Origin of the sequence: Sphingobacterium sp. ML3W, from assembly GCF_000747525.1 — a bacterium.
In the GTDB taxonomy this organism is placed as follows: Bacteria; Bacteroidota; Bacteroidia; order Sphingobacteriales; family Sphingobacteriaceae; genus Sphingobacterium.
In genome coordinates this window covers 3209089-3234447 of the sequence record NZ_CP009278.1, presented here as the reverse complement: position 1 = coordinate 3234447, position 25359 = coordinate 3209089, and the positions used below count along the sequence as shown (strand labels likewise).

The following is a 25359-nucleotide window of genomic DNA, read 5'->3' as shown; positions in this document are numbered from 1 at the left end:
TATGACAACTAGACATAACTTTATCATTGCTATTGATGGCTTTTCATCTTGTGGAAAAAGTACAGTAGCAAAAGCATTAGCTAAAAAATTAAAATTTGTTTTCATTGACAGTGGTGCCATGTATCGTGCCGTAACACTCTACTTCATCAGAGAAGGGATTGATATGGAAGACGAAGCAGCGGTGTCGCAGGCTTTAGAAGATATTCATATTGACTTCATCCCTAATTTGGACAAGACAGAGATTCATCTTAATGATGAAGATATTTCGGAAGAAATTCGTCAGATGTATATTTCGGATAAAGTAAGTGAAGTGAGCACGATCAGAGCGGTGCGCCAGGCAATGGTGGCACAGCAACAAAAGCTTGGGCGGAAAAGAAACATTGTGATGGATGGTCGTGATATCGGCACCACGGTATTTCCGGATGCTGATATGAAGATATTCATGACTGCCGACCCGCAGGTGCGTGCGAATAGACGTTACTTAGAATTGACGAATAAGGGTGAGCAGGTGACGATGGATGAAATTGTCAAAAATTTGGCTCATCGTGATCATATTGATAGTACCCGAGAAGAAAGTCCATTACGAAAAGCTGAAGATGCGTTAGTATTGGATAACTCCTATATGACACAAGATGATCAATTGACATTTGTCATTGAAGAATATAAAAAAAGAAGAGCTTCCCATTAGGAAGCTCTTCTTTTTTATTTAACACTATTAATTTGTTGCTGTTCTTTGAGTTTAGTAACATTGTTTTTCTCTCCAAACTCTTCTGTTTTTTCTTGAAAAGAATCCAATAACTGACGAATTGCATCTGAATTGTCTGCTGTACGTTGGAAAATATCGGGTAGTATTTTTTCGAGATTTTTGTCTCCAAGTTCGATATTATCCACTTCTATTTTCCCGATTTTTTCTAATACGGCTTGCTGACTTTTCCTAACATCCTCTAATTCTCGGGCTATTTTTTCCATCAATTCAAATTTTTTCAATTTATCCATATTATTAAAATTTAGTAATCTATTATAATAATAACGTATAAAATGGTCGATTTGTTTCATACAAAAAAAAAGGTTCCAAATTTTTGGAACCTTTTATAACTATTTTTTAGTAATTACTGTGTACGACCTGGGTATTCCTGTAACCCTTTTTCTAAACAGATCAGTGCTTTTTGGAGGTCGGCTTGCTTCAAAACATAAGCTAAGCGTACTTCGTTGTTTCCTGCACCAGGCGTACTATAGAAGCCTGTTGCGGGAGCCATCATCACGGTTTCATTTTCATACGAAAATTCTTCAAGCATCCACTGACAAAATCTATCTGCGTTATCAATTGGTAGTTTCGCAACGACATAAAATGCACCACCTGGATTTGGTGAAAATGCACCTTCAATCTTATTTAAACCATTAACTAGCGTGTCACGACGAGCAGTGTACTCTTTAGAGACAGCCTCAAAATAGCTGTCGGGTGTATCAACAGCAGCTTCAGCAGCAATTTGCCCCTCTAAAGAGGGACTCAAGCGTGCCTGAGCAAACTTAAGTGCTACTTGATACAATTCTTTATTTTTGGTGATCATGCACCCGATTCTAGCACCACAAGCGGAGTAGCGCTTTGATACGGTATCAAAGACTACCACATGTTGTTCTAAGCCTTCCATGTGCATAGGAGAAATGAATTCACGACCATCATAGCAGAACTCACGGTAGGCCTCATCAGAGAATAGGTACAGGTCGTATTTCAAGCATAGTTCGCGTAAGGCTTCTAGCTCTTCTTTTGAATATAAATAGCCCGTTGGGTTATTTGGGTTACAGATCGCTATAGCTTTGGTCTTTTCAGTGATGACCTTTTCAAACTCTGCGATTGAAGGTAAAGCAAAACCACTATCGATATAGGACATGATGGGCTTTACAACGATATCAGCCGAACAAGCGAAACCATTATAGTTGGCATAGAACGGTTCGGGGATAATCACTTCTTCACCAGGGTTAAGACAAGCTTGCATCGCAATTAGAATAGCTTCAGATCCCCCATTTGTCACTAAAATATCAGTTGGTTCGATATTATAGTTCAATTTGTTGTAGTAGGTTGTGAGTTTATTTCGGTAGGATTCTGTTCCTTCCGATGCCGTATATGCCCACACTTTGAAATCAATGTTCTTTAATGCATTAAGCATGACCTCCGGTGTTTCAATGTCAGGCTGTCCGATATTCAAATGATATATTTTTTTTCCCTCTTTCTTCGCTTGATCAGCAAATGGTGTTAATTTCCTAATTGGGGATGCGGGCATATTGTACCCTTTTCTTGATATTGATGGCATTATTTTATATGAATTAGCGAAACAAATTTAATGAATAAAAACCAAAAAAAGCCACTTTTGTAAAAGTGGCTTTTGAGTACAATGTTATGTTAAAGGTTTATTCTACAATTCCTTTAATGTATAATGTTTTTACAGGTGTTTTTGTATTTGATGTTACTGTAAAGCTTTTGGTAAAAGGAGCTTTTGATGCGGCATTATATGTCACTTTAATGGTTCCTGCTTCACCTGGTTTGATAGGCGTTTTTGTAAATTCAGCGACGGAACAACCACATGAAGGTTTTACATCAGAAATAATAATAGGCTGACTTCCTGCATTTGAAAATTTGAAACTATATGAAACTGGAGTTCCTTGAGCAATCTTTCCAAAATCATGCGTTTCCTTTTCAAATTTAAATTCGCTTTGACTCGTTTGCATTGCAGTGAACCCTACAAATGCGACAATAACAGCTAATACGGCTATAAATTTTTTCATATCTTCTTCTTCTTTTATTTTTTACTGTTTCTTTTTGATTGTCAAACTATGTACCAAAGTAGATATTTGAACTTTCATTTGCTTTAGAAAAGAGGCTAATAACAATAATATTACATTAACAGTCGTTAAATAATACCCTCTTTCAATAAATCTTGAATATGGATGATACCTTCATATTTGTTTGCGTCCATAACAATAAGTTGTGAGATGTTATTCTGACGCATCATATGTAAAGCATTTACAGCTAATTCTGATTTATCGATTGTCTTTGGATTTGCACCCATGATATCGGCAGCAGTAAGTCCTGTTAGGTCTTCATGATTCTCGAGCATACGACGGATGTCACCATCGGTTATGATACCAATTATATTCTCCTGTTCCAAAACAGCAACAGCACCCAGTCGGCTTTGTGTGATGGTCAAGATGACAGATCTTATGTTGGCATTGCTTTGTGTTTTCGGTTTTTCATTTTGATCTGACAGATCGGCAACTTTCAGATATAGCTTTTTACCTAACGCACCTCCAGGGTGGTATTTAGCAAAATCTTTATCTGAAAAATCACGACATTCCTGAAGACATACAGCTAGGGCATCGCCCATGGCCAATTGTGCAGTGGTACTGGAAGTAGGAGCGAGGTTGTTCGGGCAGGCTTCTTTTTCAACGGTGGTGTCCAAGACGTAATCGGCCTGATCGGCTAAATAAGAATTGATATTACCAACCAATGCAACCAAAGTATTGCCGGTTTGTTTTAAGAAAGGTACCAAGACTTTTATTTCAGGAGTTGTACCGCTTTTTGAAATTGCGATGATTAAATCCTGCTTTTGGATAATCCCTAAATCACCATGAATGGCATCTGCTGCGTGCATGAAAATGGATGGTGTACCAGTGGAATTCATTGTTGCGACAATCTTTTGTGCGATAATCGCACTTTTTCCAATACCCGTAACAATGACACGTCCTTGTAAGTTTATTACGTGTTTAACCACGTTAACAAAGTCGTCATCAATCCGTTGTGCTAAATCTGCTACCGCTTTAGCTTCTTCTTGTATAGCTTGAATAGCTATATTTTTTATATCGATGTTGCTTTTCACAAAAAAAATATCTACTTTTATATTAAAGAATGAATACAAAAATAGGTTATTTTACAGATTTTTTGGTCATTTATCTATCTTATTTTTGCCCGAGGCTCGATGGAAATAGAAAAATCACTTTTCGACAATTTACAAGATTTTTTTGGTTTTGATACTTTTAAAGGGGATCAAGAAGCAATCATAACAAATGTGCTACAGAGAAAAGACACATTTGTCATAATGCCTACTGGTGGTGGAAAATCCATTTGCTATCAGTTACCGGCATTGATGAGTGAAGGGACAGCGATTGTCATTTCACCATTAATTGCCTTGATGAAAAACCAAGTTGATCAGCTTCGCGCATTTGGCGGAGAGGATAGTATTGCTCACTTTTTGAATTCTTCACTGAATAAAGGTGACATCATGCGTGTTAAACAGGATGTTACGGCAGGGAAAACAAAATTACTGTATGTTGCTCCAGAATCACTTTCTAAATTAGAGAATGTCGAGTTTCTGAAGCAGATTACGGTTTCTTTTGTTGCTGTCGATGAGGCACATTGTATCTCCGAATGGGGACATGATTTCCGTCCAGAATACCGCAAGATTCGTCAAGTTATCAATGGTATTGGTGATAATATCCCCATTATTGCATTGACGGCTACTGCTACCCCTAAGGTGCAGTCTGATATTCGTAAGAATCTTCAAATGAATGATGCACTGCTTTTTAAATCATCTTTTAATAGAGGGAATTTATTCTATGAAGTAAGACCGAAGAAAAATGTGGTCAAAGAAATTGTACGTTTTATTAAAGGCCAGGCTGGTAAGACCGGTATCATTTATTGCTTAAGCCGTAAGAAGGTGGAGGAAATTAGTGAGGTTTTAAATATCAATGGAATCAAAGCACTCCCTTATCATGCCGGATTGGATGCGAAAACGCGTGCAGATACACAAGATAAGTTCTTGATGGAAGATGTAGACGTTATCGTAGCAACAATTGCATTTGGTATGGGTATCGATAAACCGGATGTACGTTTTGTCATCCATCACGATATTCCAAAATCAATGGAAGGCTATTATCAAGAGACAGGTCGTGCTGGCCGTGATGGTGGAGAAGGTATCTGTCTGGCTTTTTATTCGGAGAAAGATGTCGAGAAATTGACAAAATTCATGAAGGATAAACCTGTTGCCGAAAGGGAAATAGGGACTCAGATTCTGAAGGAAGTAATCGATTATTCTGAATCAGCAGTTTGTCGTCGTAAACAAATTTTACACTATTTTGGTGAGAATTTTGATGAAGCAGGTTGCAGTAGTATGTGTGATAACTGTCGTACGGAAAAGACTTACTTTGACGCTGAACAGTCCATTTTAGATATTCTTTCCTTTATTAAGGAGCAAGGTGAAAATTTTGATGATCTACATGTTATCAATGTGATGGTCGGACAAAATAACCAACCGGTGTCTGCTTACAAGCATGATGAACATCCACTTTTTGGAAAAGGTAAAGAAAAAGGAGTTGTCTATTGGGAATCTTTAGTTCGTCAAACGGTGCTCAGTAATTTCCTTGCGAAGGATATCGATCATTATGGATTATTGAAGATGACTGACATCGGTCGTCATTATTTGGAAAATCCTTATGCAATTAAATTTATCATGAATCGTCCTTTGGATTTTTCTGATGATTCTTCATCTGAAGATTCAGGACATTCAACCGGAACACTTGATACCGCTTTATTGAAGATGTTAAAGGATCTTCGTAAAAAAATTGCGAAATCTAAATCTTTACCTCCTTTTGTTATTTTTCAAGACCCATCCTTGGATGAGATGTGTACACATTATCCAGTGTCACTGGATGAGTTAAAACAGATACAAGGAGTAGGGAATGGTAAAGCAGTCAAATTCGGAGCGCAGTTCGTTGAGTTGATCAAGGACTATGTAGAGGAAAATGATATCGATCGTCCAGTTGATCTTGTGATTAAAGGAACTGCAAATAAATCTGCGCTGAAAGTTGCCATCATCCAAAATATTGATCGAAAAATAGGTTTAGATGATATCGCTGCAGCAAAAGGAATCAGCTATGAAGAATTGCTGAAGGAAGTGGAGACCATCGTTAATGCTGGAACTAAGCTTAATATCGGATATTTTGTTGATGAGATGATCGATCAAGATCGTCAGGACGAAGTGTATGATTATTTTAAACAGGCTGATTCAGATTCAATTGATGAAGCATTGAAAGATTTAGATGGAGATGATTATTCGTATGAAGATATTCAATTGATGCGAATAAAGTTTATGTCTGAATTAGGGAATTAGAAACGCATATATTAAATGATAAATACAGTACTACCTCAAATTAAAAATGGAGATTCTACGAATTTCTTTTTAATGGCAGGGCCATGTGCGATAGAGGGAGAGGAAATCGCTTTACGTATCGCCGAGAAAATCGTAACTATTACAGATAGATTAAATATTCCTTATATATTTAAAGGCTCTTATCGTAAGGCTAATCGTTCACGTGTAGATTCTTTTACGGGTATAGGGGATGAGAAAGCATTACGTATTCTAGAGAAGGTTGGTAAAACATTTGGAATTCCTACGGTAACGGATATCCATGAAAGTCACGAAGCAGCTTTAGCAGCAGCTTATGTAGATGTTTTGCAGATTCCAGCATTTTTATGTCGTCAAACTGAACTGCTTGTTGCTGCTGCGCAGACAGGTAAAGTGGTTAACATTAAAAAGGGGCAGTTTTTAAATGCAGCTTCGATGAAGTTTGCTGTAGATAAGGTTATTGAATCTGGCAATACGAATGTTTTGTTGACAGATCGCGGTAATACTTTTGGCTATCAAGATCTAATTGTTGATTTCCGTGGTATACCTGAGATGAAAGGTTTTGGAGTACCTACAATCATGGATTGTACGCATTCGTTACAACAGCCTAATCAAACATCAGGTGTAACAGGAGGTAAACCCGAGTTAATTGAAACAATTGCTAAGGCTGCCATTGCAGTAGGAGCTGATGGTTTATTCATTGAAACACATCCAAACCCTGCACAAGCGAAATCTGACGGAGCTAATATGCTTCATTTGGATTATTTGGAAGATTTAATGGAGAAGTTAGTTCGTGTGAGACAAGCTATTCTTTAATAGTCGTTTATCAAGATATAAAAAAGGGTCATCATGTCATGTGATGACCCTTTTTGTGTACTCATCAATTATTTATACTGTGTCGTGCTCTCCCTTTTTGATTCTTTTGGAAAGGATTACTATTAGGTGTTGGGAACACCTTCCGAATAATTTAAAATACTTATTCCGAGTTAACTCCTTTATTGTTAGATTTGAGTTTCAATCTAACTTTATGAAATTAAATTTATTTTTCACTTTCGCGGGACTTGTTATTGCTGTAAACTCTTTTGCGCAACAAACTATCAAATGGAATAATCCACTTGAGAGCAAGGTAATCCAGGGACGAGTCCATTCAGCAGAGTTGCCCAATTATTACCGCTTGCCTGAGGATCTAAAAAGTCAGGTGCGATCTCCTGTATGGAGCTTAGGTACCAATAGTGCCGGATTGTATATCGACTTTCAGACCGATGCAGAGGCCATTTCGGTGCGCTATAAAGTAAATGGAGCTATGAATATGCCGCATATGCCGACTACTGGTGTAAGCGGTGTAGATCTGTATGCACAGGATGAAAAGGGAGCTTGGAATTGGGCCTATGGTAACTATAATTTTGCAGATACGGTGACCTATCAATACAAGGCATTGGGTGAGAATACTAATTTCACTTACCGATTATATCTGCCTTTGTATAATACCGTTGAATGGCTAGAAATTGGAGTTGCTGCCAATAAGCAGTTTGAATTTGTTGCAGGAAAAGGAAATCCTATCGTGGTTTATGGGACATCAATCGCGCAAGGAGCTTGTGCGACGCGCCCCGGTTTGGCTTGGACCAATATCTTAGGCAGAGAAATTACCAACCCCGTTATTAACGTTGCATTTTCAGGAAATGGGCGATTGGAGCAACCTATTATTGATCATATTAATCAGGTTGATGCAGCAGTTTTTATTTTGGATTGTATTCCTAATTTGGCCTTAACGAATGATCGAACTGCAGAGCAATTGGACTCATTATTAGCCAATGCTGTCTCTGAAATTAGGAAAAAGCATCCAGTAACACCCATCATCATAACAGAGCATAGCTCGGGCTTCAACAATGCGATTTTTAATTTAGATAAAAACGAAGAATATAAAAAGAGTAGTGCTGTGGCAAGTGCATTTGTAAACCGAACAAAAAAAACGGGAGATAAGCAGGTGTATTTATTGACGAATAAGGATATTGGTTTAGACATTAATTCTACTGTTGATTATGCCCACCCTAATGATATTGGGATGAAAAAAATAGCCGATGCTTACCAGAAATTAATTCATAAAATAGTGAAGCGGTAATTGCGTTTTGAAATGTCTCCTGAATTTGATAGCATCTGAATCGGAGGTCAATGTAAAATTGGTTCTGTGGCCTATCGTTAGAGCCGATACTATCTCATCAAAATTTAAGCTCCTAAGCGTAGTTTTTCAATAAGCTAATCTTAGGAGCTTTTTGCACTATTCATGGTGTATTATTTCAATTCCTCGGAAATTCATCGAAAATCCATTTAACATGGTCTATTGCTGTAATTTGCTCGTCAGGAGCGATCTTGATTGCAAATTGCTTGTGCTACCCACATTCCGGTACTAAAACAAGCTTGTAGCAAGTACCCACCTGTAGGAGCCTCCCAATCGATCATCTCACCTGCACAATATACCTGTTGAAATTGATGAAATGCAAGATTTTCGTTTAGTTCTGTAAATGGTATTCCACCTGCAGTAGAAATAACCTCATCAATAGGTCGAAGTCCAGTAACCGGGATGGAATAGCTTTTTATGGCACGCGCTAAGGCTTGTGGATCTGTAAATGTTGATTTATCCAATTTTTTTAAAAGTGCTATTGCTGTGGTTGATAGTTTGAGGTTATTTTTTAATAGCGAACTAACATTTCCACCAGATTGAAGTTGTTTTAAAATAGTATTTATTGCCATATTGGGTTTTAAATCAATTTGGATATCTAGTGGAAAGTCAAAAGGTCTTGTGTAGCGATTCAAGTAGTACAGCGGACTTCCTTCAATACCATATGTGGTAAATACCAGTTCTCCTAATTTTTTGGAACCATTAAATGAAACCTGTATGTTTTTTAAAACCTGTCCTTCTAAACTTTTCCAGTTATCTCTTGTGTTGTATCCTGAATTGGCTGATTGAAGGGGATTTATGCGGATGTTTTTGGACTCCAATAGTGGTACCCATGCCGCATCTGACCCTGTTTTTTGCCATGATCCACCCCCTAAAGCCAATATGAGTTTTTGGTAATTTTGGTGTATTGTGATGTCATTGTGGCTGTAAGTGATTGATTTTGTATCAAAATCAATCAAACGATGTCCATAGTGTATGGACACTCCCAAATGTTTGAGATGATCGAGCCATGCTTGTAATACTTGGATGGGTTTGATGTTTTTTTTAGGAAATATTTTTCCTGAACTACCCACGTATGTAGATATTCCTATAGAAGAAAGCCATGCGACCGTTGCGCAGTTGTCAAAAGAACGAACGATACATTGTATCTCATGCGCATCATATTTTTCAACGAAGGTATCTATCGGTTCGTTATGTGTGAGGTTAAAACCACCATGCCCAGCGACCAAAAACTTTCTGGCAGCGGCTTTATTTTTTTCATAGATGTGTACATGATAGCCTTTAGTGGCCAACTGCTGTGCTGCCATTAATCCCGCTGGACCAGCTCCAATGATAATAATAGGATCTTCGTTCATTGTGTGTAAAAATAAGCATTTATGCTAAGGAATTACTTACTTAGGTTTAGATATCAAAAGACGATGATAAAGTATTGACGATAATGTGTGCATGCTGTAGTGTACTTTCGAATCTAATCTCAATTTATCCAAATAAGCGTTTTTAAGGCTTAAAGCTTCCTTATTGAACGCTTGCTTGATTTTATCGTCAAAATCTATTACGTCGTCTAAAATGTTGTTCAAATATTAGGTATGATGCTATTTAATAAGGCTAATGAATTGATGGGGTATTTTTCTGGTAAATTAAATTCTCTATAATTTCACCACTGTTGCTGAAAACATCTGGAATTCAATCTATCAATGTTAGCATAGCTTGAAATTAACCATTGGATTCAAGATAGGATTTGATTATATTTAATATATAAAAGACAAGGATATGGCTAAATCAATTAAACTAACTCAAAGGGTTAAAAAGGGTGATGATGTAATAGAAAGACCCATTTATTTTATAGCAGAAAACATTGTGCATTTTGTTCAAAATGATTATCAGGGTCGAATGCTTACCACTATATTTTGTATCCTTACTTCCACGCACAGTGCAACATCGTTTGATGTTATTGAATCTGCTGAGGAAGTGCAGCGGTTGATCAATGATTAGGGGAAGATTGTAATGACTATAAACGACAAAGCCCGACTGTTGTCGGGCTTTGTTTTGTCTTGGAGGAAGAAGAGGGATTCGAACCCTCGGTACCGTTTCCAGTACGACAGTTTAGCAAACTGTTCCTTTCGGCCACTCAGGCATTCTTCCTTGTTTTGACATTGCAAACATAAGCGAATTATTTTATTTTGCAAAGCCTAGATGCTTGTTTTTTGTCCTTTTTTTTAAAATTTCCGTTTACTAATGTTGATAAATCACAAAACTCGGCTGTTATTGCGTTATTTATTAAATTTTAAATTGGGAATATCAAATTATGTATAAAAGAGTTTAAAGAAAATAATCTGGTTACTTAAACTTTAAGCTTACGAAAAGCAATTTATTGGTCTAATCAATAGAATTCATAACAAAATAGAATTAGGATGAATATTTTAATTGTTTACTGTCACCCAAGTGAAAACTCTTATACTTTTCAGGTATTAAACCAAGTGAAAAATATGTTGATGGAACAAAACTGTAGCCTTGAAGTTTCTGATTTGTATGCCAACAATTTTCAAAGTAATTTGACAGAAAATGAATACCGTAGAGAAGGAGCTGCAAATACTGAATTGCCAATTTCGAAAGATGTGGTTGAAGAACATAGAAAAATAGAAAATGCTGACCGTATTATTTTTATTTATCCGGTCTGGTGGAGTGACTGTCCGGCAATGATGAAAGGTTGGTTTGATAGAGTGTATTCAGTAGGCTATGCTTATGGACAAAAGGCAGACTTACCCAAAATGAAAATTATTAAATATGGAGCCATAATTTGTACAGCAGGACATGCTAACGAGTTTTTAAATGAAATCGGCATTGCTCAGAGCATGCAAAGTGTCATGCTTGATGACAGGCTAGGGAAACGTTATGAACAGAAGGAAATGCTTATACTTGGGGGAACATTAGAAATTGAAAATGTAAGAGAAAAGCATAAAGAACAAATTAAAAAGTTATTGGTCAATTTGATAAACTGTTGTGGATAACCGCTAATTGTAAAAAGTCGAGTCAGAAAAGAAAATGTATTAGCTATCCCGTAAACGGCTTGTAAAGGTGAGAATTTCTAAGTTTGGGAGTCAATTTGTACTTTGAAATGTTTTGAAAAACCTCCACGGATAGATGTTACAGGAGCACTCGGGAAGCGAAACAACAAAATCATCCTGTATTTGCTTTTCGATATTGATTTGGGGAATATTCCTTCTCAGCCTTAAAGTACTTTCCAAAATGAGATTTATCGCTAAAACCTAGCTCGTAGGAAATTTCTGTAACGGAAAGGGTAGTGTGTAATAAAAGCCTTTCTGCTTCTAGGATGACACGATTTTTAATGATCTTTCCAGCTGAGATATCCAGACTTTCCTTGATGATGGCATTGAGATAATTAGGGGTGATGTTTAATTTTTTGGCATAGGTAGAAGTGGTTTTTAGTTCTTTAAAATTAATATTGACAAGATTATTAAAATGATCAACTAGCGTTTTTTTTCGATCGGATTGGGTATTGAGATGAGACGTTTTGTGAGAGTAGCGAATGTATTTTAAAACGAAAACTTTCAGCAACAGACAGATTACTTCTTTAAATAGAATTTTCTCTGACTGGTATTCTTTTTTTAGCTCTTCAAAACTTTGCCATTGGTCTTTTCTACTTTCATTTTTTAGGATGATGTAAGGCGACATCTCTACTAGTGCAGTATCACTGTTTATCATCTTGTTTCCAGTATAGATGTAGTTGTAGAATGACTTTGTAAACAATAGAACATAACCTTTGCAGGATTCGGTATCCTGAAAACTAAAAACCTGATTGTAATTGAGAAAAAAGAACTGATGTGGAATTAGATCATAGCACTGATTATCAATTTTTAAAGAACCTTTGCAATCAGTGAAAAGGAAAACAGCATAAAATTTATTTTTGAAATTTCCATTTTTGTTCACTTTTTCTAAAAAATTATCCATAGTCAGTATTCCCAGTTCAGACCGTAGACTGATATGGGTGTTCAGCTTATTTAACGTTAGAATTTGAATATCTTGATTCAACATGGGCGATTTTTATGCACAGTCCTAAATATAAAATAATCTTTTTGACTATTCAATTTTGATTCGTGTTTTTATGTATATTATACAAAGGACCCATCTTAATGACAAGGCGAGTCCTTTGTGTAATTTGGTTTTTAACTGTTGATAATTAATTTTTAAATTCTAAAATTTTCAGTTCTCTCGGAGAAAAGGTTCTCTCAACTTTCTTGTCAACATAATCTGAATTCATAGCACGTAATACGGCCATATAATCCATGTTGAAATCCAGTGTGTCGCCAACTTTAAATTTGGAAGTGTTCGATCCCAAGTCTAAAATAAGCATATCTGAACTGGCACCGATAATTTCTATTCCCTGAAGCAAGGGCGTTATATTTTTGGGGTCAATATCCAGCAATCCAATATCTACGATTGCTCTCGTTGATTTTTTACCCAGATCTTTCGCGTCATATTGAGGGGTTTCCCCTGTGAGGTTGGTTCCCACATCGCCAGCTGGAATCATTGGTTTTTCTATAATCTCAATAATTTCTACCGTAAGTCTGAAGACATCCTGATACATTCCGCTGATCAGAGAGTCCTGATACACATCAGTTCCGAAAAATAAGGTTTCTCCAACCCTAAAATGATTGATCCCATCAGGAATCTGATTCCTGAAAATTAAAGGAATCGTAACCGATGAGCCTGCTGAAATATAAGATATTTTTATTCCATATGTTTCTTCAACGATTTCTTTGTAACGATTGAGCTTAAACAGTTTTTTCTCATCCGGAAGTATTCCGTTAAGGCAATTCAGATTGGTGCCTATCCCTACGATTTCAATATTGGGATATTGTAAAATATCTCCATAAAACTGAGGTAGATTTTTAGCCATAATTCCCTCTCGAAGTTCACCCATTTCTACCATTATAACGATTTTGTGAATTTTTTGCTGTTTTACAGCTTCCTCGGAAAGGGCTTTGATGGTGTTAAGTTCTGTATTAAAACTTACATCCGCAAATTCTACAATACTTTTTGCAAGTCTTTGGGCTGGAGGTTTTATGTAAATGGTTTGCGTTGTAGGCGATAGTTTTTTGATCGTTTTCAAATTACTTAATCGCGAATCGCAAACATCTTTGTTTGTTATTTCCAATAAAACATTCAGAAATTTCTCATTTCCACACAATAGTTTTCCTACAATAGCCCAATCAATATGATTACGGCTGAAAAGTTTATCTAGAAAAGTGAAATTATGAAGAAGTTTAGCAGAATTTATGGTGATATATGACATGTTATTTTTTTAACCGCATTTCAAGATATTTACTGGTAAATCCCAGTTTTTCATACAAATGCTTTGCCGGATTATCCGGTTCACAATGGAGTGCGATATCTCCATTTGAAATTTCAATAGCATGTTGCATGAGTTTTTTGCCGATCCCTTTTCCGCGGAGATTCTTGTCGGTGGCAATATATACCAGAATATTTTCCGGTATATAGGTGTGCATTCCTGTTTTATTGATGACCAAAACCCCTGCCAATGCACCGGTACTGTCATCTATTGCAGTCAATAAAATTCCACCCGGCTTATTATCTTCGCCCATAGCATAGTTGATGGCTTTTTCTATATCAGATTTTGGATCTCCATATTGTTCCAGATGATGGAAAAGAAACGCAATGATTTCTTGTCTTTGCTGTTCATCAGCTATTTTTTGTTCTGTATAGGTATGTAATGTAATCATTTTCTTTTTTTTAATTATTCCGGATAGGGAAGTGTTGTATCGTATTGGTTGGGAGTATTATGGTGTTTTTTAGTCAATGTCGTTATCAGTGTATTTAAACTGATTTCTTAGTTTTCACATGCTATTTAATGGTTTCGTAGCCAGAACCTTGTTTCAGTTTCGGTCAATCATGAAATAGTTTGTAGTGATGTGAAAGGGCATCACACATATTGTGCCGCATTAGCTGTGCATAGCTATTCTGTTTTTGTGAAAGAAGGTCGGGACTGTTGTATTTTTTATTTTGATTTTCATCTTCGTCTTTTTGTTATCATCGATTATGATGATGCAAAATTACTAAGGATGTAATGAAAGACGTGTTAGAAAAGATCTGTAAAGTGGTATATTTTACTGTTTTTGGTTATTTATTAGAAAGATAAATTTTTATAATGCCTGTCTTGTTTATTTTCCGGACAAAATAAATACTTGATAAAAGAAATGAATGATAAGATGGATTGATTTGTTTTTTGGATAGGAAATCATTCATTAATGATAATAAGTTGGGTTGTGGGAATGATTGAGATTGCGTTAATTTTAATCCATAAACAACAAAGCCCGACTTTAAAGTCGGGCTTTGTTGTGTCTTGGAGGAAGAAGAGGGATTCGAACCCTCGGTACCGTTTCCAGTACGACAGTTTAGCAAACTGTTCCTTTCGGCCACTCAGGCATTCTTCCTTGTTTTGACTATGCAAACATAAGCCAATTATTTTATTATGCAAAGCCTATTTTGCAAAATAAACATAAGTTTTTAGTAAGCGATTGTATGTCAATTTATTGCTGATACAATAAATTTAACTTATTTTTTCTTACTGAGGTCATAATCCACCCTGACGTGGTAAATACTCTTTAACATCGCCTTAAAAATGTTTGCTGACTCGGTAATTTCCTTCAAGGTGATGTTACTATTTGCAAATTGATTCAATTTTAATTTGTGTTCGATGATTTTATCGACTAGTGTATTGATGGATTCTTCTGTGTGTTCTTTTAATGCTCTAGATGCAGCTTCAACAGAATCAGCCATCATGAGTACTGCCGTTTCTTTGGAATAAGGAATAGGACCTGGATACTGGTATAATGCCTCATCAACGAGCTTGTCTGGATTATTCTTGATAAATAGGTTGTAGAAGTAATCTACCTTGGTCGTACCATGGTGTGTGCGGATAAAGTCGATGATGACGTCGGGAAGTTGATTTCTTTTAGCAATTTCAGCCCCTTTGATGATATGGGAAATAATAATCTGCGCACTTTGCTCTGGAGATAGTTCGTCATGCGGGTTCTTTTCTGTTTTTTGATTTTCAATGAAGAATTGTGGATTTGTCATTTTTCCGATATCATGGTACAGCGCTCCTGCACGTACCAATAGGGGGTTGCCCCCAATACGATAAATAGCTGCTTCTGCTAGATTGGCTACTTGAAGGGAGTGTTGGAATGTACCGGGAGCTTTGAAAGATAGTTCTCTAAGTAGCTTCGAATTACTATTGGTAAGCTCCATGAGGGTCAGGTCGGATACGATTCCAAATAGCTTCTCAAAGGCATATACTAATGGATAGGCCATTAACGTAATCATCACACTCACCACGAATGGTGTCACATCCATCAAGTTGATGGTGCTTAATGAGCCGTTTCGCGTCAATAAGAGGCCGAAATAGGCAATTAGATAGGTCGCCAGTATGATAGCGGATGATATGAAAAATTGCTCTCTTTTAACCAGCGTTTTTATACTGTAGATTGCCACAATACCTGCCATGAATTGTAAAAACACAAATTCATATGAATTGGGGACAAACAATGCAGCTAATAAGACCATAAGTAAATGTATGTTCAAGGCCACGCGAGAATCAAAGAGTATGCGGATGATGATGGGGACGGAACAGAATGGGATGTAGTATAGGTTGGGTATCTTAATTTTGATCGCCCATGATAATACGGCTAACATACCTATGATAACAATCATAATGATAGATAGCAGGCGATTATTGTAATAGATGTCTTTTCTGAAGAGAAAAAGGAAAACCATTAAAATGGACAGGGCAAGCGAAATGATTAAAAATTGCCCTAGAGTTACATAAGTCTGGTTGCCTGATATTTTACCTTCGTCTTCGTAAATCTTACGGAGTGACTCTAACTTTTGGTTGGTTTCATTGCTTATAATTTTATCTTTCTCCGCAATTAGTTCGCCTTTTTGCACGACACCTCGAGTAGAGGAAATATTGGCTAAAGCTGTTTGTTCCAAGCGTTCGGTCTGCTGGTCATTATAGACGTAATTGAGTGTAATGTAGTTTTTTAAGGTTTCCAGTAGCCACTTTTTGTATACAATCTTGGGCGAATTGCTGAGAACGGAGTTTGCATACTCATATGACGATTCGATGGTGTAACAGTCTGCTGTGTTTTTTTGTGTCGCTACCTTATCTTGGATCAGGGTGAAATTGTATTGTTTGGCCGCAGGACTTTTATCGTCATTACGGTTTTGGAACCTATTGTTTAACGATAAGATACCACGATCGTAAAGATGGGTCAGGATTGCATTGCCTACGGTACGATAATCTTGTATTTTTTGGGGAGTGGTGTCCAGTTTATTGGTTTGCCATTTTTCCGCTAGATCGGTTTCAAATTGGTCTATCTGTTCTCTGCTTATTGTTGAGTTGACATCATAAATAGGCTGAATGGTTTTTAGGATGTTTTTTTTATCTTCATTTAACTCCTCTTGCGTTTTAAGAATGGCAAAATTATAAGGAGAAATTAAGTTTTCATGATCCCAGACTTTTCCCTTCTGAAATTCGTAACGAAAACGAGCTTGCTTTGGAAGGAAAATACAAATAAGAATAATGGTTGCCAATATCAAACTTACCTTGCGAATAAGGTTCATATTGTTGTCGGACTCACGATTATATTTAATTTTTAATCTACTCACGGGGTTGGATTGTTGTTGGATAATAAAGAATTAATCAAGCAAATGTACTTAAAAATGTGCTAATATGAAGGCCATTGTCAATAGTAATCAGGGTTGTAATTAATTTTTTTGATTTAAATTCGAACCATCCGCTAGACTTAATTATCTTTGTAAAAACAAATCAAAGACTCATGTCAAGTAAAAAGCATCTTATTGCACCTTCAGTTTTGGCAGCGGATTTCGCTAAATTATACGATGATATTGTAATGGTAAACAATAGTGAGGCCGATTGGTTTCATATCGATATCATGGATGGCGTATTTGTGCCAAATATTTCTTTTGGTTTTCCTGTTATGCAAGCAATTGCAAAGCATGCAACAAAGCCTTTAGATGTACATTTAATGATTGTAGATCCAGATCGTTATTTACAATTATGTAAAGATTCTGGTGCCGCGGTTATTACCGTGCATTATGAAGCATGTACACATTTGCACCGCACGCTAGCTGCTATTAAGGAGTTGGGTTGTAAAGCAGGTGTAGCCTTAAATCCACATACGCCAGTCTCTTTGTTGTCGGATGTGATTGCAGATTTAGACTTAGTATGCTTAATGTCTGTAAATCCTGGTTTTGGTGGTCAGAAATTCATCCAAAACACCTATAGTAAAGTGAAACAACTGCGTGCTATGGCTGCTGGGGTAAACGATGGTCTTTTGATTGAAATCGATGGAGGAGTTGGAGTTGGTAACGCTGGAGCACTTTTACAAGCTGGAGCAGATGTATTGGTAGCGGGTAGTTCTGTGTTTGCTGCTGAGAATCCAACACAGTCAATAGCAGATCTAAAAGCTGTTGATATTCAATTGCAAAATATTTAATCAAAATAAAATCAATATAAAAAAGGGGGAATCGGACATGATTCCCCCTTTTTTATACACTTTTGGCATGTGATATTTAATCTAATTGTCAAAGTTTTCAATTCTTAACTCATGTTATGGGTGAAGATTTTGCATTGCAATTGATTGTTTTTTAGTGTTTTATTTTCATATGTAATTTGGAGGTAATTCTTGTTTAGAATATTTCCAAATTGTGAGAATACATCTTATTGATTGTTATTAACCATTGATTTTTAGTATTTTTGTGCTAAGAGATGGTCCTTATTTTTATCGAAAAAGGGTCATCAAAATGAAGAAAATGTGGAGCTAAATTTAAGTATCAGCGTGCAATACATGAAATGATATTTTTTTAGCTTAATTATTAAACGTGTGGTCGTGTTAAAATGCAGCAGTGGCTGTTTTTTGAGCTGCCTTTAACATATAAAAAAGAATTATATACTATGAGTATTTACAACGATTACGTACAAGAGGTTGTAGAACGAGAAGGTCAGGGATTAAATCCTAAACCAATTGACGGAGCTGAATTATTAAGTGAAGTTATAGCTCAAATAAAAGATTTAAACAACGAAAATAGAGCTGAGTCTCTGCAGTTGTTTATTTACAACACTTTATCTGGTACGACTAGTGCGGCTGGTGTAAAAGCAACGTTCTTGAAAGAGATTATTCTTGGAGAAGAAGCGGTTGCAGAAATTACGCCAACTTTCGCATTTGAGTTGTTATCTCATATGAAAGGCGGTCCCTCTATTGAGGTGCTGCTGGATTTAGCATTGGGTCATGATGTGGCTATTGCTAAACAAGCTGCAGAAGTTCTTAAAACACAAGTTTTCCTTTACGAGGCAGATACAGCGCGTTTGAAAGATGCGTTTAATCGTGGTCATGTAATAGCCAAAGAAATTCTAGAAAGTTACGCTCAAGCAGAATTCTTTACTAAATTACCAGAGGTGCCAGAAGAAATAAAAGTAGTTACTTTTATCGCTGGTGAAGGTGATATCTCAACGGATTTATTATCTCCAGGTAACCAAGCACATTCTCGTTCTGATCGTGAATTGCATGGTCAGTGTATGATTACAGCTGAAGCCCAAAAAGAAATTAAAGCTTTACAGGCACAATATCCTGATGCAAGTGTGATGTTGATCGCTGAAAAAGGAACAATGGGTGTTGGTTCTTCGAGAATGTCTGGTGTGAACAATGTCGCATTATGGACAGGTAAACCTGCAAGTCCATATATTCCATTTGTCAACATTGCTCCAATCGTGGGTGGTACTAATGGTATTTCTCCGATTTTCTTAACTACAGTAGATGTTACAGGTGGTATCGGTATCGATCTTCAAAACTGGAGAAAGAAAGTAGATGCAAATGGTGAAGTGGTGCGTAATGAGGATAATGAGCCTATTTTAGAGGAGGTTTACTCGGTTGCTACAGGTACTGTTTTGACTATCAATACGAAAACAGCGAAATTGTATAATGGAGATCAAGAATTGATTGACATTTCTAAATCATTGACGCCTCAAAAAAGAGAGTTTATCAAAGCAGGTGGATCATATGCTATTGTATTTGGGAAGAAGATACAAACTTTTGCAGCAGGGGTTTTAGGAATTGAAATTCCGACGGTATTTGCTCCTTCTAAAGAGATCTCTATTGAAAATCAAGGTTTAACAGCTGTTGAGAAAATATTCAATAATAATGCGGTAGGTGCAACTCCAGGAAAAGTATTACATGCTGGGTCTGATGTTCGTGTTAAAGTGAACATTGTGGGCTCTCAGGATACGACCGGTTTAATGACTGCTCAAGAGTTAGAGGCAATGGCGGCTAAAGTTATTTCTCCAACGGTAGATGGTGCATACCAATCGGGTTGTCACACAGCATCTGTATGGGACAAGAAAGCGCAGGCTAATATTCCTAAATTGATGAAGTTCATGAATGACTTCGGATTAATTACAGCTCGTGACCCTAAGGGCGAATATCACGCGATGACGGATGTTATTCACAAGGTATTAAATGACATTACTATTGATGAATGGGCAATCATTATTGGTGGCGATTCACATACACGTATGTCTAAAGGTGTTGCTTTTGGAGCTGACTCAGGAACTGTTGCCTTAGCATTAGCTACTGGTGAGGCGTCTATGCCAATTCCAGAATCAGTAAAAGTAACCTTTAAAGGTACTATGAAACAACACATGGATTTCCGTGATGTGGTTCATGCGACACAATCTCAAATGTTACAACAATTTGGGGGAGAGAATGTCTTCCAAGGTCGAATCATTGAGGTACATATCGGTACACTTTTAGCTGATCAAGCCTTTACATTTACGGATTGGACTGCTGAGATGAAAGCCAAAGCTTCTATCTGTATTTCTCAAGATGAGACATTAATTCAATCGTTAGAAATTGCGAAGAACCGTATCCAAATCATGATTGATAAGGGTATGGAAAACAAGGGGCAAGTATTACAAGGTTTAATCGATAAAGCAAATAAACGTATTGAAGAAATAAGAACAGGTGAAAAACCAGCTCTAACGCCAGATACAAATGCTAAATATTATGCTGAAGTAGTTATTGATCTTGATATTATTGATGAGCCAATGATTGCCGATCCTGATGTTAACAACGTTGACGTTTCTAAACGTTATACCCATGATGCCATCAGAGAATTGTCTTACTATGGAGGTGCTAAAAAAGTAGATCTAGGTTTCGTCGGTTCTTGTATGGTACATAAAGACGATTTAAAAATCGTTTCTCAAATGCTTAAGAACGTAGAGAAACAACACGGTGAAGTTAAATTTAAGGCACCATTAGTTGTTGCTTCTCCTACTTACAATATCATTGATGAGTTGAAAGCAGAAGGAGATTGGGAATACCTACAGAAATACTCTGGTTTTGAATTTAGTGATATTTTACCAAAAAGTAATGCTCGTACGGAGTATGAGAACATCATGTATTTAGAGCGTCCTGGTTGTAATCTTTGCATGGGTAACCAAGAAAAGGCAGCAAAGGGTGATACAGTAATGGCTACTTCTACTCGTCTTTTCCAAGGACGTGTTGTGGAAGACAGAGATGGTAAAAAAGGGGAGTCTTTATTGGCTTCTACTCCAGTGGTTGTGCTTTCTGCTATCTTAGGTCGAATTCCAAATATGGATGAATACAAAGCTGCTGTTGAGGGAATCAACTTGACAAAATTTGCACCTATTCCGACTAAGTAAATATTAGTATTGAAGTTTTAGTAATTTAATAAATATCTTAAATTAGAAATATATGGCTTTTGATATAGAAATGATTAAAAAGGTATATGGCCGTTATGAGGAGCGTGTAAACGCTGCTCGTAAATTGGTCAATAAACCTTTGACCCTATCTGAGAAGATTTTATATACTCACTTATGGGATGGAAATGCTACTGAGACATACGAAAGAGGTGTCTCTTATGTAGATTTCGCTCCGGATCGTGTAGCAATGCAGGATGCAACTGCTCAAATGGCATTGTTGCAATTTATGCAAGCTGGTCGTCCGCAAGCAGCTGTACCTTCAACAGTACACTGTGATCACTTGATTCAAGCAAAAGAAGGTGCTCAAGTGGATTTACAAAGAGCAAATACAGAGTCAAAAGAAGTTTTCAATTTCCTAGGTTCGGTAGCAAACAAATATGGTATTGGTTTCTGGAAACCAGGAGCTGGTATTATTCACCAAGTAGTATTGGAGAACTATGCATTTCCAGGTGGTATGATGATCGGTACCGATTCGCATACTGTTAATGCAGGTGGTCTAGGTATGTTGGCTATTGGTGTCGGTGGTGCTGATGCATGCGACGTGATGGCTGGTTTACCTTGGGAACTAAAATTTCCTAAATTAATTGGTGTTAAATTAACTGGTAAATTAAGCGGTTGGACTTCTCCTAAAGATGTTATTTTGAAAGTTGCGGGTATCTTAACTGTAAAAGGTGGTACTGGTGCTGTCGTAGAATACTTTGGGGAGGGCGCTATATCCATGTCTTGTACCGGTAAAGGTACAATTTGTAACATGGGTGCTGAAATCGGTGCGACTACTTCTACATTTGGTTATGATGAGTCGATGGAGCGTTACTTACGTGCTACTGATCGTGCTGATGTTGCTGATGCTGCAAATGCAATTAAAGAGCATTTAACTGCAGATGCTGAAGTTTATGCTCATCCAGAATTATATTTCGATCAATTAATAGAAATCAACTTATCTGAATTAGAACCTTCATTGAACGGTCCTTTCTCTCCAGATTTATATACGCCTGTATCACGTATGCGTGAAGAAGCGGCTAAAAATGGATGGCCTACAAAAGTAGAGTGGGGGTTGATCGGTTCATGTACCAATTCTTCTTACGAGGACTTGGCACGCGCTGCTTCTATCGCTAAGCAAGCTGTTGATAAAGGTTTGGTAACGAAAGCTGAGTTTGGTATTAACCCAGGTTCTGAGCAAGTTCGTTATACGGCTGATCGTGATGGATTATTGAAAAATTTCGAAGATCTTAACGCCACAATCTTTACAAATGCTTGTGGCCCTTGTATTGGTATGTGGGATCGTGTAGGTGCTGAAAAGCAAGAGAAAAACACCATCGTTCACTCGTTTAACCGTAACTTTGCAAAACGTGCTGATGGTAACCCAAATACTTTTGCTTTTGTAGCTTCTCCTGAAATAGTGGCTGCGATTGCAATTTCAGGTGATTTAGGTTTTAATCCATTAACGGATACGTTGACAAACGCCAATGGAGAGCAAGTTAAATTGGATCCACCTACTGGTGATGAGTTACCTGAAAAAGGATTCGCAGTAGAAGATGCGGGTTATCAAGCTCCTGCAGCCGATGGTTCATCTGTAGTGATTGATGTTGATCCTAATTCTGATCGTCTTCAATTGTTAGCGCCATTTGCTGCTTGGGAAGGTACAGACTTGAGAGGTTTGAAATTATTAATCAAAGCTAAAGGTAAATGTACTACTGACCATATCTCTATGGCTGGTCCTTGGTTGAAATACCGTGGTCACTTGGACAATATCTCTAACAATATGTTAATTGGTGCTGTTAACTTTTTCAATGAAAAAACAGATTCGGTTAAAAACCAATTAACAGGAGAATATGGCCCAGTTCCTGCTACTCAAAGAGCATACAAAGCTGCGGGTATCGGAACTATCGTAGTAGGTGATGAAAACTATGGTGAAGGTTCTTCACGTGAGCATGCTGCAATGGAACCTCGTCATTTAGGTGTTCGTGCGGTATTGGTTAAATCTTTTGCTCGTATTCACGAGACTAACTTGAAAAAACAAGGGATGTTAGGTTTGACTTTCGCTAATAAAGAAGATTACGATAAAATTCAAGAAAACGATACAATCGATATCTTAGGTTTAACAGAATTTGCGCCAGAGAAACCATTAACATTAGTGTTACACCATGCTGATGGATCTCATGACGAAATCCTAGCAAACCATACTTACAATGCACAGCAAATTGAGTGGTTTAAAGAAGGTGGTGCTTTGAATATTATTCGCAAGAACCAAGTAAAATAATCTGTATTATTTGCTTATGAACATATAACCCGGTACTTTTGTGCCGGGTTTTTTATTTAAAACAATATGAATAAATTTTTATTAGCCTTAAGTGTGCTAACTTTATCTGCTTCTTCATTATTTGCTCAAGACGATCATATCGGATCCTCTGTAAAACCAATTGCTAAAAGCATTTTTAAACCGAAGTACTCACGTACCGAAAGTAATAAGGGTAAGTTTTATTTTCATTGGGGATATAATTTTTCATCGTTCGCGAAAAGTGATATACGCTTCCAGGGACCTGGATACGATTTTACTTTATTGGATGTTAAAGCTTCGGATAGACCGACTAAACTTTCGATGACTTACATTAATCCAGCTACGATCTCAATTCCACAATTTAATCTGCATTTTGGTTATTTCATTAAGGATAATTATTCCATTTCCTTGGGTTGGGATCATATGAAGTATGTGGTAGATATTCCGCAGACCGTTCGTATTAAGGGGCATATTAGTCCTGAGATTTCAGAACCCGGTATACCCACTGGTGGTATGGCCGGTACTTATGATGGCGAACAGGTCACTCTTGTCGATTCGGTATTGAAATTTGAACATACAGATGGTTATAACTTTGCTTCAGTTGCTTTGGAAAGACATGATGATATCTGGGTTTCTAGAACAGGAAAATCTTATCTTTCTATGGAAACTGGTGCCGAGCTTGGTTTGCTAATACCGAGAACTGATGTTCGATTGTTTAATGTAGGTGAGAATAACTTCTGGAACGTGGCGGGTTATGGTGCTGCTGCAAAAGTTGGTTTACAATATCATTTTTTTAAAGGATTGTATTTGCAAACAAGTTTTAAAACGGGGTGGACCGATCTTAATAATATCCGCACGACGGGTAGAAATGGTATAGATAAAGCAAGTCAAGCGATTTGGTTCTTTGAGAACTATTGGGTTCTTGGTTTCAAATTCTAAGCAATCCTATCGTTTAATAACGTTGTAGAAGCGGATGATAATAATTTATCATCCGCTTTTGTTTTATAGATCTGTTAGCTTAAATGTTTCTTTAAGGCGTATCCCTTTTTCCGTATTTTGTAAGGTACAGCAGGCGTTTTGGGCGTCATGTTCTAAGAATAGAATGTACTCTTGATCGACAATTTCCTGCCAATAATTTTTACGTTCTTCCATTGTGGTTAATGGCCGAATATCATATCCCATGACATAGGGCAAAGGAATATGTCCTACAGAAGGCAGTAAATCTGCCATATATAAAATGGTTTTACCTTTATATTGAATCTGGGGCAACATCATAGCTTCTGTATGACCATGAGCATATCTGATTTGGATATTTGGGCCAAAAGGATTTGTTTCTTTTTCTACAAACTTGAGTTGACCACTTTCTTTTATAGGTTTTATGTTTTCTTCTAAGAACGAGGCTTTCTCTCTCGGATTCGGGTTGACTGCCCAATCCCAATGTTCAGCATTACTCCAGTAAATTGCATTGGAAAAGGATGGCCGAAGTTTATCTCCAACTTGTGCTATGGCCCCACCACAATGGTCAAAATGCAGGTGCGTCAATATTACATCTGTGATATCTTCTCTATTAAACCCATGTTTTGCTAAAGATTTATCAATGGTATTATCTCCATGTATATAATAATGTCCAAAAAATTTTTCAGATTGTTTGTCGCCAAGACCGGTGTCGATCAATATTAGTTTTGCACCATCTTCAATTAAGAGTAGGCGATTGGTCCAAGTACACATGTTATTGGCATCTGCAGGATTTGTTTTTTGCCATATTGATTTTGGAACGACTCCAAACATGGCTCCTCCATCTAGTTTGAAGTTTTGAGTTTCAATAGTATATAGTTGCATACGAATTGTTCTTTACGATGTAATACGAATATACAGGTTTTGCCTTGTA

The 25359-nt window shown here is 37.0% G+C and carries 20 protein-coding genes and 2 tRNA genes; 10 read left to right on the top strand and 12 right to left on the bottom strand.

Annotation, left to right across the window (positions count from 1 at the left end; genetic code table 11):
• The first annotated feature begins 1 nt into the window (after window position 1).
• Window positions 2-688 carry a (d)CMP kinase gene (cmk, locus tag KO02_RS13810; protein WP_038699183.1) on the top strand — a complete coding sequence of 229 codons (687 nt, stop codon included), beginning with the start codon at window positions 2-4 and terminating at the stop codon, window positions 686-688.
• 14 nt (window positions 689-702) lie between these two features.
• Here cmk and KO02_RS13805 read toward each other — a convergent pair whose 3' ends face one another.
• The 4 genes from KO02_RS13805 to KO02_RS13790 all read right to left on the bottom strand — a co-directional run bounded on the left by KO02_RS13805 (window position 703) and on the right by KO02_RS13790 (window position 3872).
• Window positions 703-996 carry a hypothetical protein gene (locus KO02_RS13805; protein WP_038702719.1) on the bottom strand — a complete coding sequence of 98 codons (294 nt, stop codon included), beginning with the start codon at window positions 994-996 and terminating at the stop codon, window positions 703-705.
• 113 nt (window positions 997-1109) lie between these two features.
• The gene (locus KO02_RS13800) at window positions 1110-2309 is read right to left on the bottom strand and encodes a pyridoxal phosphate-dependent aminotransferase (RefSeq protein WP_038699181.1); all 1200 of its coding nucleotides are present in this window, start codon (window positions 2307-2309) and stop codon (window positions 1110-1112) included.
• Between the two features lie 97 nt (window positions 2310-2406).
• Window positions 2407-2781 carry a DUF1573 domain-containing protein gene (locus KO02_RS13795; protein ID WP_038699179.1) on the bottom strand — a complete coding sequence of 125 codons (375 nt, stop codon included), beginning with the start codon at window positions 2779-2781 and terminating at the stop codon, window positions 2407-2409.
• A 125-nt stretch (window positions 2782-2906) separates the two neighbouring features.
• Window positions 2907-3872, bottom strand: coding sequence for an SIS domain-containing protein (locus tag KO02_RS13790; RefSeq protein ID WP_038699177.1), 966 nt, complete (start codon window positions 3870-3872; stop codon window positions 2907-2909).
• 99 nt (window positions 3873-3971) lie between these two features.
• Here KO02_RS13790 and recQ point away from each other — a divergent pair, with 99 nt between their 5' ends.
• The 3 genes from recQ (at window position 3972) to KO02_RS13775 (ending at window position 8295) form a co-directional block, all read left to right on the top strand.
• Window positions 3972-6161 (top strand): DNA helicase RecQ, encoded by a 2190-nt coding sequence (gene recQ, locus KO02_RS13785; protein ID WP_038699175.1) that lies wholly within the window; start codon window positions 3972-3974, stop codon window positions 6159-6161.
• Window positions 6162-6176: 15 nt separating this feature from the next.
• Window positions 6177-6992, top strand: a complete 816-nt coding sequence (gene kdsA, locus KO02_RS13780) for a 3-deoxy-8-phosphooctulonate synthase (RefSeq protein WP_038699173.1) — start codon at window positions 6177-6179, stop codon at window positions 6990-6992.
• 211 nt (window positions 6993-7203) lie between these two features.
• Window positions 7204-8295, top strand: a complete 1092-nt coding sequence (locus tag KO02_RS13775; RefSeq protein WP_051959948.1) for an SGNH/GDSL hydrolase family protein — start codon at window positions 7204-7206, stop codon at window positions 8293-8295.
• 236 nt (window positions 8296-8531) lie between these two features.
• Here KO02_RS13775 and KO02_RS13770 read toward each other — a convergent pair whose 3' ends face one another.
• Complete coding sequence (locus KO02_RS13770; protein ID WP_038699171.1) at window positions 8532-9707, bottom strand: NAD(P)/FAD-dependent oxidoreductase; 1176 nt, start codon at window positions 9705-9707, stop codon at window positions 8532-8534.
• Between the two features lie 415 nt (window positions 9708-10122).
• Between KO02_RS13770 and KO02_RS13765 the strand changes: the two genes are divergently transcribed.
• Window positions 10123-10344: a hypothetical protein gene (locus KO02_RS13765; protein WP_038699169.1), complete on the top strand. Its 222-nt coding sequence runs from the start codon at window positions 10123-10125 to the stop codon at window positions 10342-10344.
• Window positions 10345-10404: 60 nt separating this feature from the next.
• Here KO02_RS13765 and KO02_RS13760 read toward each other — a convergent pair.
• Window positions 10405-10494, bottom strand: a tRNA-Ser gene (locus KO02_RS13760).
• A 269-nt stretch (window positions 10495-10763) separates the two neighbouring features.
• Between KO02_RS13760 and KO02_RS13755 the strand changes: the two genes are divergently transcribed.
• Window positions 10764-11360: an NAD(P)H-dependent oxidoreductase gene (locus KO02_RS13755; protein ID WP_038699167.1), complete on the top strand. Its 597-nt coding sequence runs from the start codon at window positions 10764-10766 to the stop codon at window positions 11358-11360.
• Window positions 11361-11529: 169 nt separating this feature from the next.
• On the opposite strand, the gene KO02_RS22870 is transcribed toward KO02_RS13755, so the two are convergent.
• The 5 genes from KO02_RS22870 to KO02_RS13730 all read right to left on the bottom strand — a co-directional run bounded on the left by KO02_RS22870 (window position 11530) and on the right by KO02_RS13730 (window position 17061).
• Window positions 11530-12405: a helix-turn-helix domain-containing protein gene (locus KO02_RS22870; protein WP_051959947.1), complete on the bottom strand. Its 876-nt coding sequence runs from the start codon at window positions 12403-12405 to the stop codon at window positions 11530-11532.
• Between the two features lie 145 nt (window positions 12406-12550).
• Window positions 12551-13666, bottom strand: coding sequence for an alanine racemase (locus tag KO02_RS13745; protein WP_038699165.1), 1116 nt, complete (start codon window positions 13664-13666; stop codon window positions 12551-12553).
• A gap of 1 nt (window position 13667) precedes the next feature.
• Window positions 13668-14114: a GNAT family N-acetyltransferase gene (locus KO02_RS13740; protein WP_038699163.1), complete on the bottom strand. Its 447-nt coding sequence runs from the start codon at window positions 14112-14114 to the stop codon at window positions 13668-13670.
• Window positions 14115-14735: 621 nt separating this feature from the next.
• Window positions 14736-14825: transfer RNA gene (locus KO02_RS13735), tRNA-Ser, on the bottom strand.
• 121 nt (window positions 14826-14946) lie between these two features.
• Window positions 14947-17061 carry an HD family phosphohydrolase gene (locus KO02_RS13730; RefSeq protein ID WP_038699161.1) on the bottom strand — a complete coding sequence of 705 codons (2115 nt, stop codon included), beginning with the start codon at window positions 17059-17061 and terminating at the stop codon, window positions 14947-14949.
• Between the two features lie 170 nt (window positions 17062-17231).
• On the opposite strand from KO02_RS13730, the gene rpe reads away from it, so the two are divergent.
• The 4 genes from rpe to KO02_RS13710 all read left to right on the top strand — a co-directional run bounded on the left by rpe (window position 17232) and on the right by KO02_RS13710 (window position 24410).
• Window positions 17232-17912, top strand: a complete 681-nt coding sequence (rpe, locus tag KO02_RS13725) for a ribulose-phosphate 3-epimerase (protein WP_038699159.1) — start codon at window positions 17232-17234, stop codon at window positions 17910-17912.
• A gap of 458 nt (window positions 17913-18370) precedes the next feature.
• Window positions 18371-21133, top strand: a complete 2763-nt coding sequence (locus KO02_RS13720; RefSeq protein WP_038702713.1) for a bifunctional aconitate hydratase 2/2-methylisocitrate dehydratase — start codon at window positions 18371-18373, stop codon at window positions 21131-21133.
• Window positions 21134-21185: 52 nt separating this feature from the next.
• Window positions 21186-23453 carry an aconitate hydratase gene (locus KO02_RS13715; protein WP_038699157.1) on the top strand — a complete coding sequence of 756 codons (2268 nt, stop codon included), beginning with the start codon at window positions 21186-21188 and terminating at the stop codon, window positions 23451-23453.
• A 66-nt stretch (window positions 23454-23519) separates the two neighbouring features.
• Window positions 23520-24410 carry a hypothetical protein gene (locus KO02_RS13710; protein ID WP_038699155.1) on the top strand — a complete coding sequence of 297 codons (891 nt, stop codon included), beginning with the start codon at window positions 23520-23522 and terminating at the stop codon, window positions 24408-24410.
• A gap of 63 nt (window positions 24411-24473) precedes the next feature.
• On the opposite strand, the gene KO02_RS13705 is transcribed toward KO02_RS13710, so the two are convergent.
• Window positions 24474-25310, bottom strand: coding sequence for an MBL fold metallo-hydrolase (locus KO02_RS13705; protein WP_038699153.1), 837 nt, complete (start codon window positions 25308-25310; stop codon window positions 24474-24476).
• Window positions 25311-25359: the final 49 nt, after the last annotated feature.

Coding starts and splice junctions, on each gene's coding strand:
- KO02_RS13715 (WP_038699157.1), top strand. CDS start 21,186: ATGGCTTTTGATATAGAAATGATTAAAAAGGTATATGGCCGTTATGAG.
- KO02_RS13710 (WP_038699155.1), top strand. CDS start 23,520: ATGAATAAATTTTTATTAGCCTTAAGTGTGCTAACTTTATCTGCTTCT.
- KO02_RS13800 (WP_038699181.1), bottom strand. CDS start 2,309: ATGCCATCAATATCAAGAAAAGGGTACAATATGCCCGCATCCCCAATT.
- KO02_RS13745 (WP_038699165.1), bottom strand. CDS start 13,666: ATGTCATATATCACCATAAATTCTGCTAAACTTCTTCATAATTTCACT.
- KO02_RS13740 (WP_038699163.1), bottom strand. CDS start 14,114: ATGATTACATTACATACCTATACAGAACAAAAAATAGCTGATGAACAG.
- KO02_RS13755 (WP_038699167.1), top strand. CDS start 10,764: ATGAATATTTTAATTGTTTACTGTCACCCAAGTGAAAACTCTTATACT.
- kdsA (WP_038699173.1), top strand. CDS start 6,177: ATGATAAATACAGTACTACCTCAAATTAAAAATGGAGATTCTACGAAT.
- KO02_RS13770 (WP_038699171.1), bottom strand. CDS start 9,707: ATGAACGAAGATCCTATTATTATCATTGGAGCTGGTCCAGCGGGATTA.
- KO02_RS22870 (WP_051959947.1), bottom strand. CDS start 12,405: ATGTTGAATCAAGATATTCAAATTCTAACGTTAAATAAGCTGAACACC.
- rpe (WP_038699159.1), top strand. CDS start 17,232: ATGTCAAGTAAAAAGCATCTTATTGCACCTTCAGTTTTGGCAGCGGAT.
- recQ (WP_038699175.1), top strand. CDS start 3,972: ATGGAAATAGAAAAATCACTTTTCGACAATTTACAAGATTTTTTTGGT.
- KO02_RS13705 (WP_038699153.1), bottom strand. CDS start 25,310: ATGCAACTATATACTATTGAAACTCAAAACTTCAAACTAGATGGAGGA.
- KO02_RS13805 (WP_038702719.1), bottom strand. CDS start 996: ATGGATAAATTGAAAAAATTTGAATTGATGGAAAAAATAGCCCGAGAA.
- KO02_RS13775 (WP_051959948.1), top strand. CDS start 7,204: ATGAAATTAAATTTATTTTTCACTTTCGCGGGACTTGTTATTGCTGTA.
- KO02_RS13720 (WP_038702713.1), top strand. CDS start 18,371: ATGAGTATTTACAACGATTACGTACAAGAGGTTGTAGAACGAGAAGGT.
- KO02_RS13795 (WP_038699179.1), bottom strand. CDS start 2,781: ATGAAAAAATTTATAGCCGTATTAGCTGTTATTGTCGCATTTGTAGGG.
- cmk (WP_038699183.1), top strand. CDS start 2: ATGACAACTAGACATAACTTTATCATTGCTATTGATGGCTTTTCATCT.
- KO02_RS13765 (WP_038699169.1), top strand. CDS start 10,123: ATGGCTAAATCAATTAAACTAACTCAAAGGGTTAAAAAGGGTGATGAT.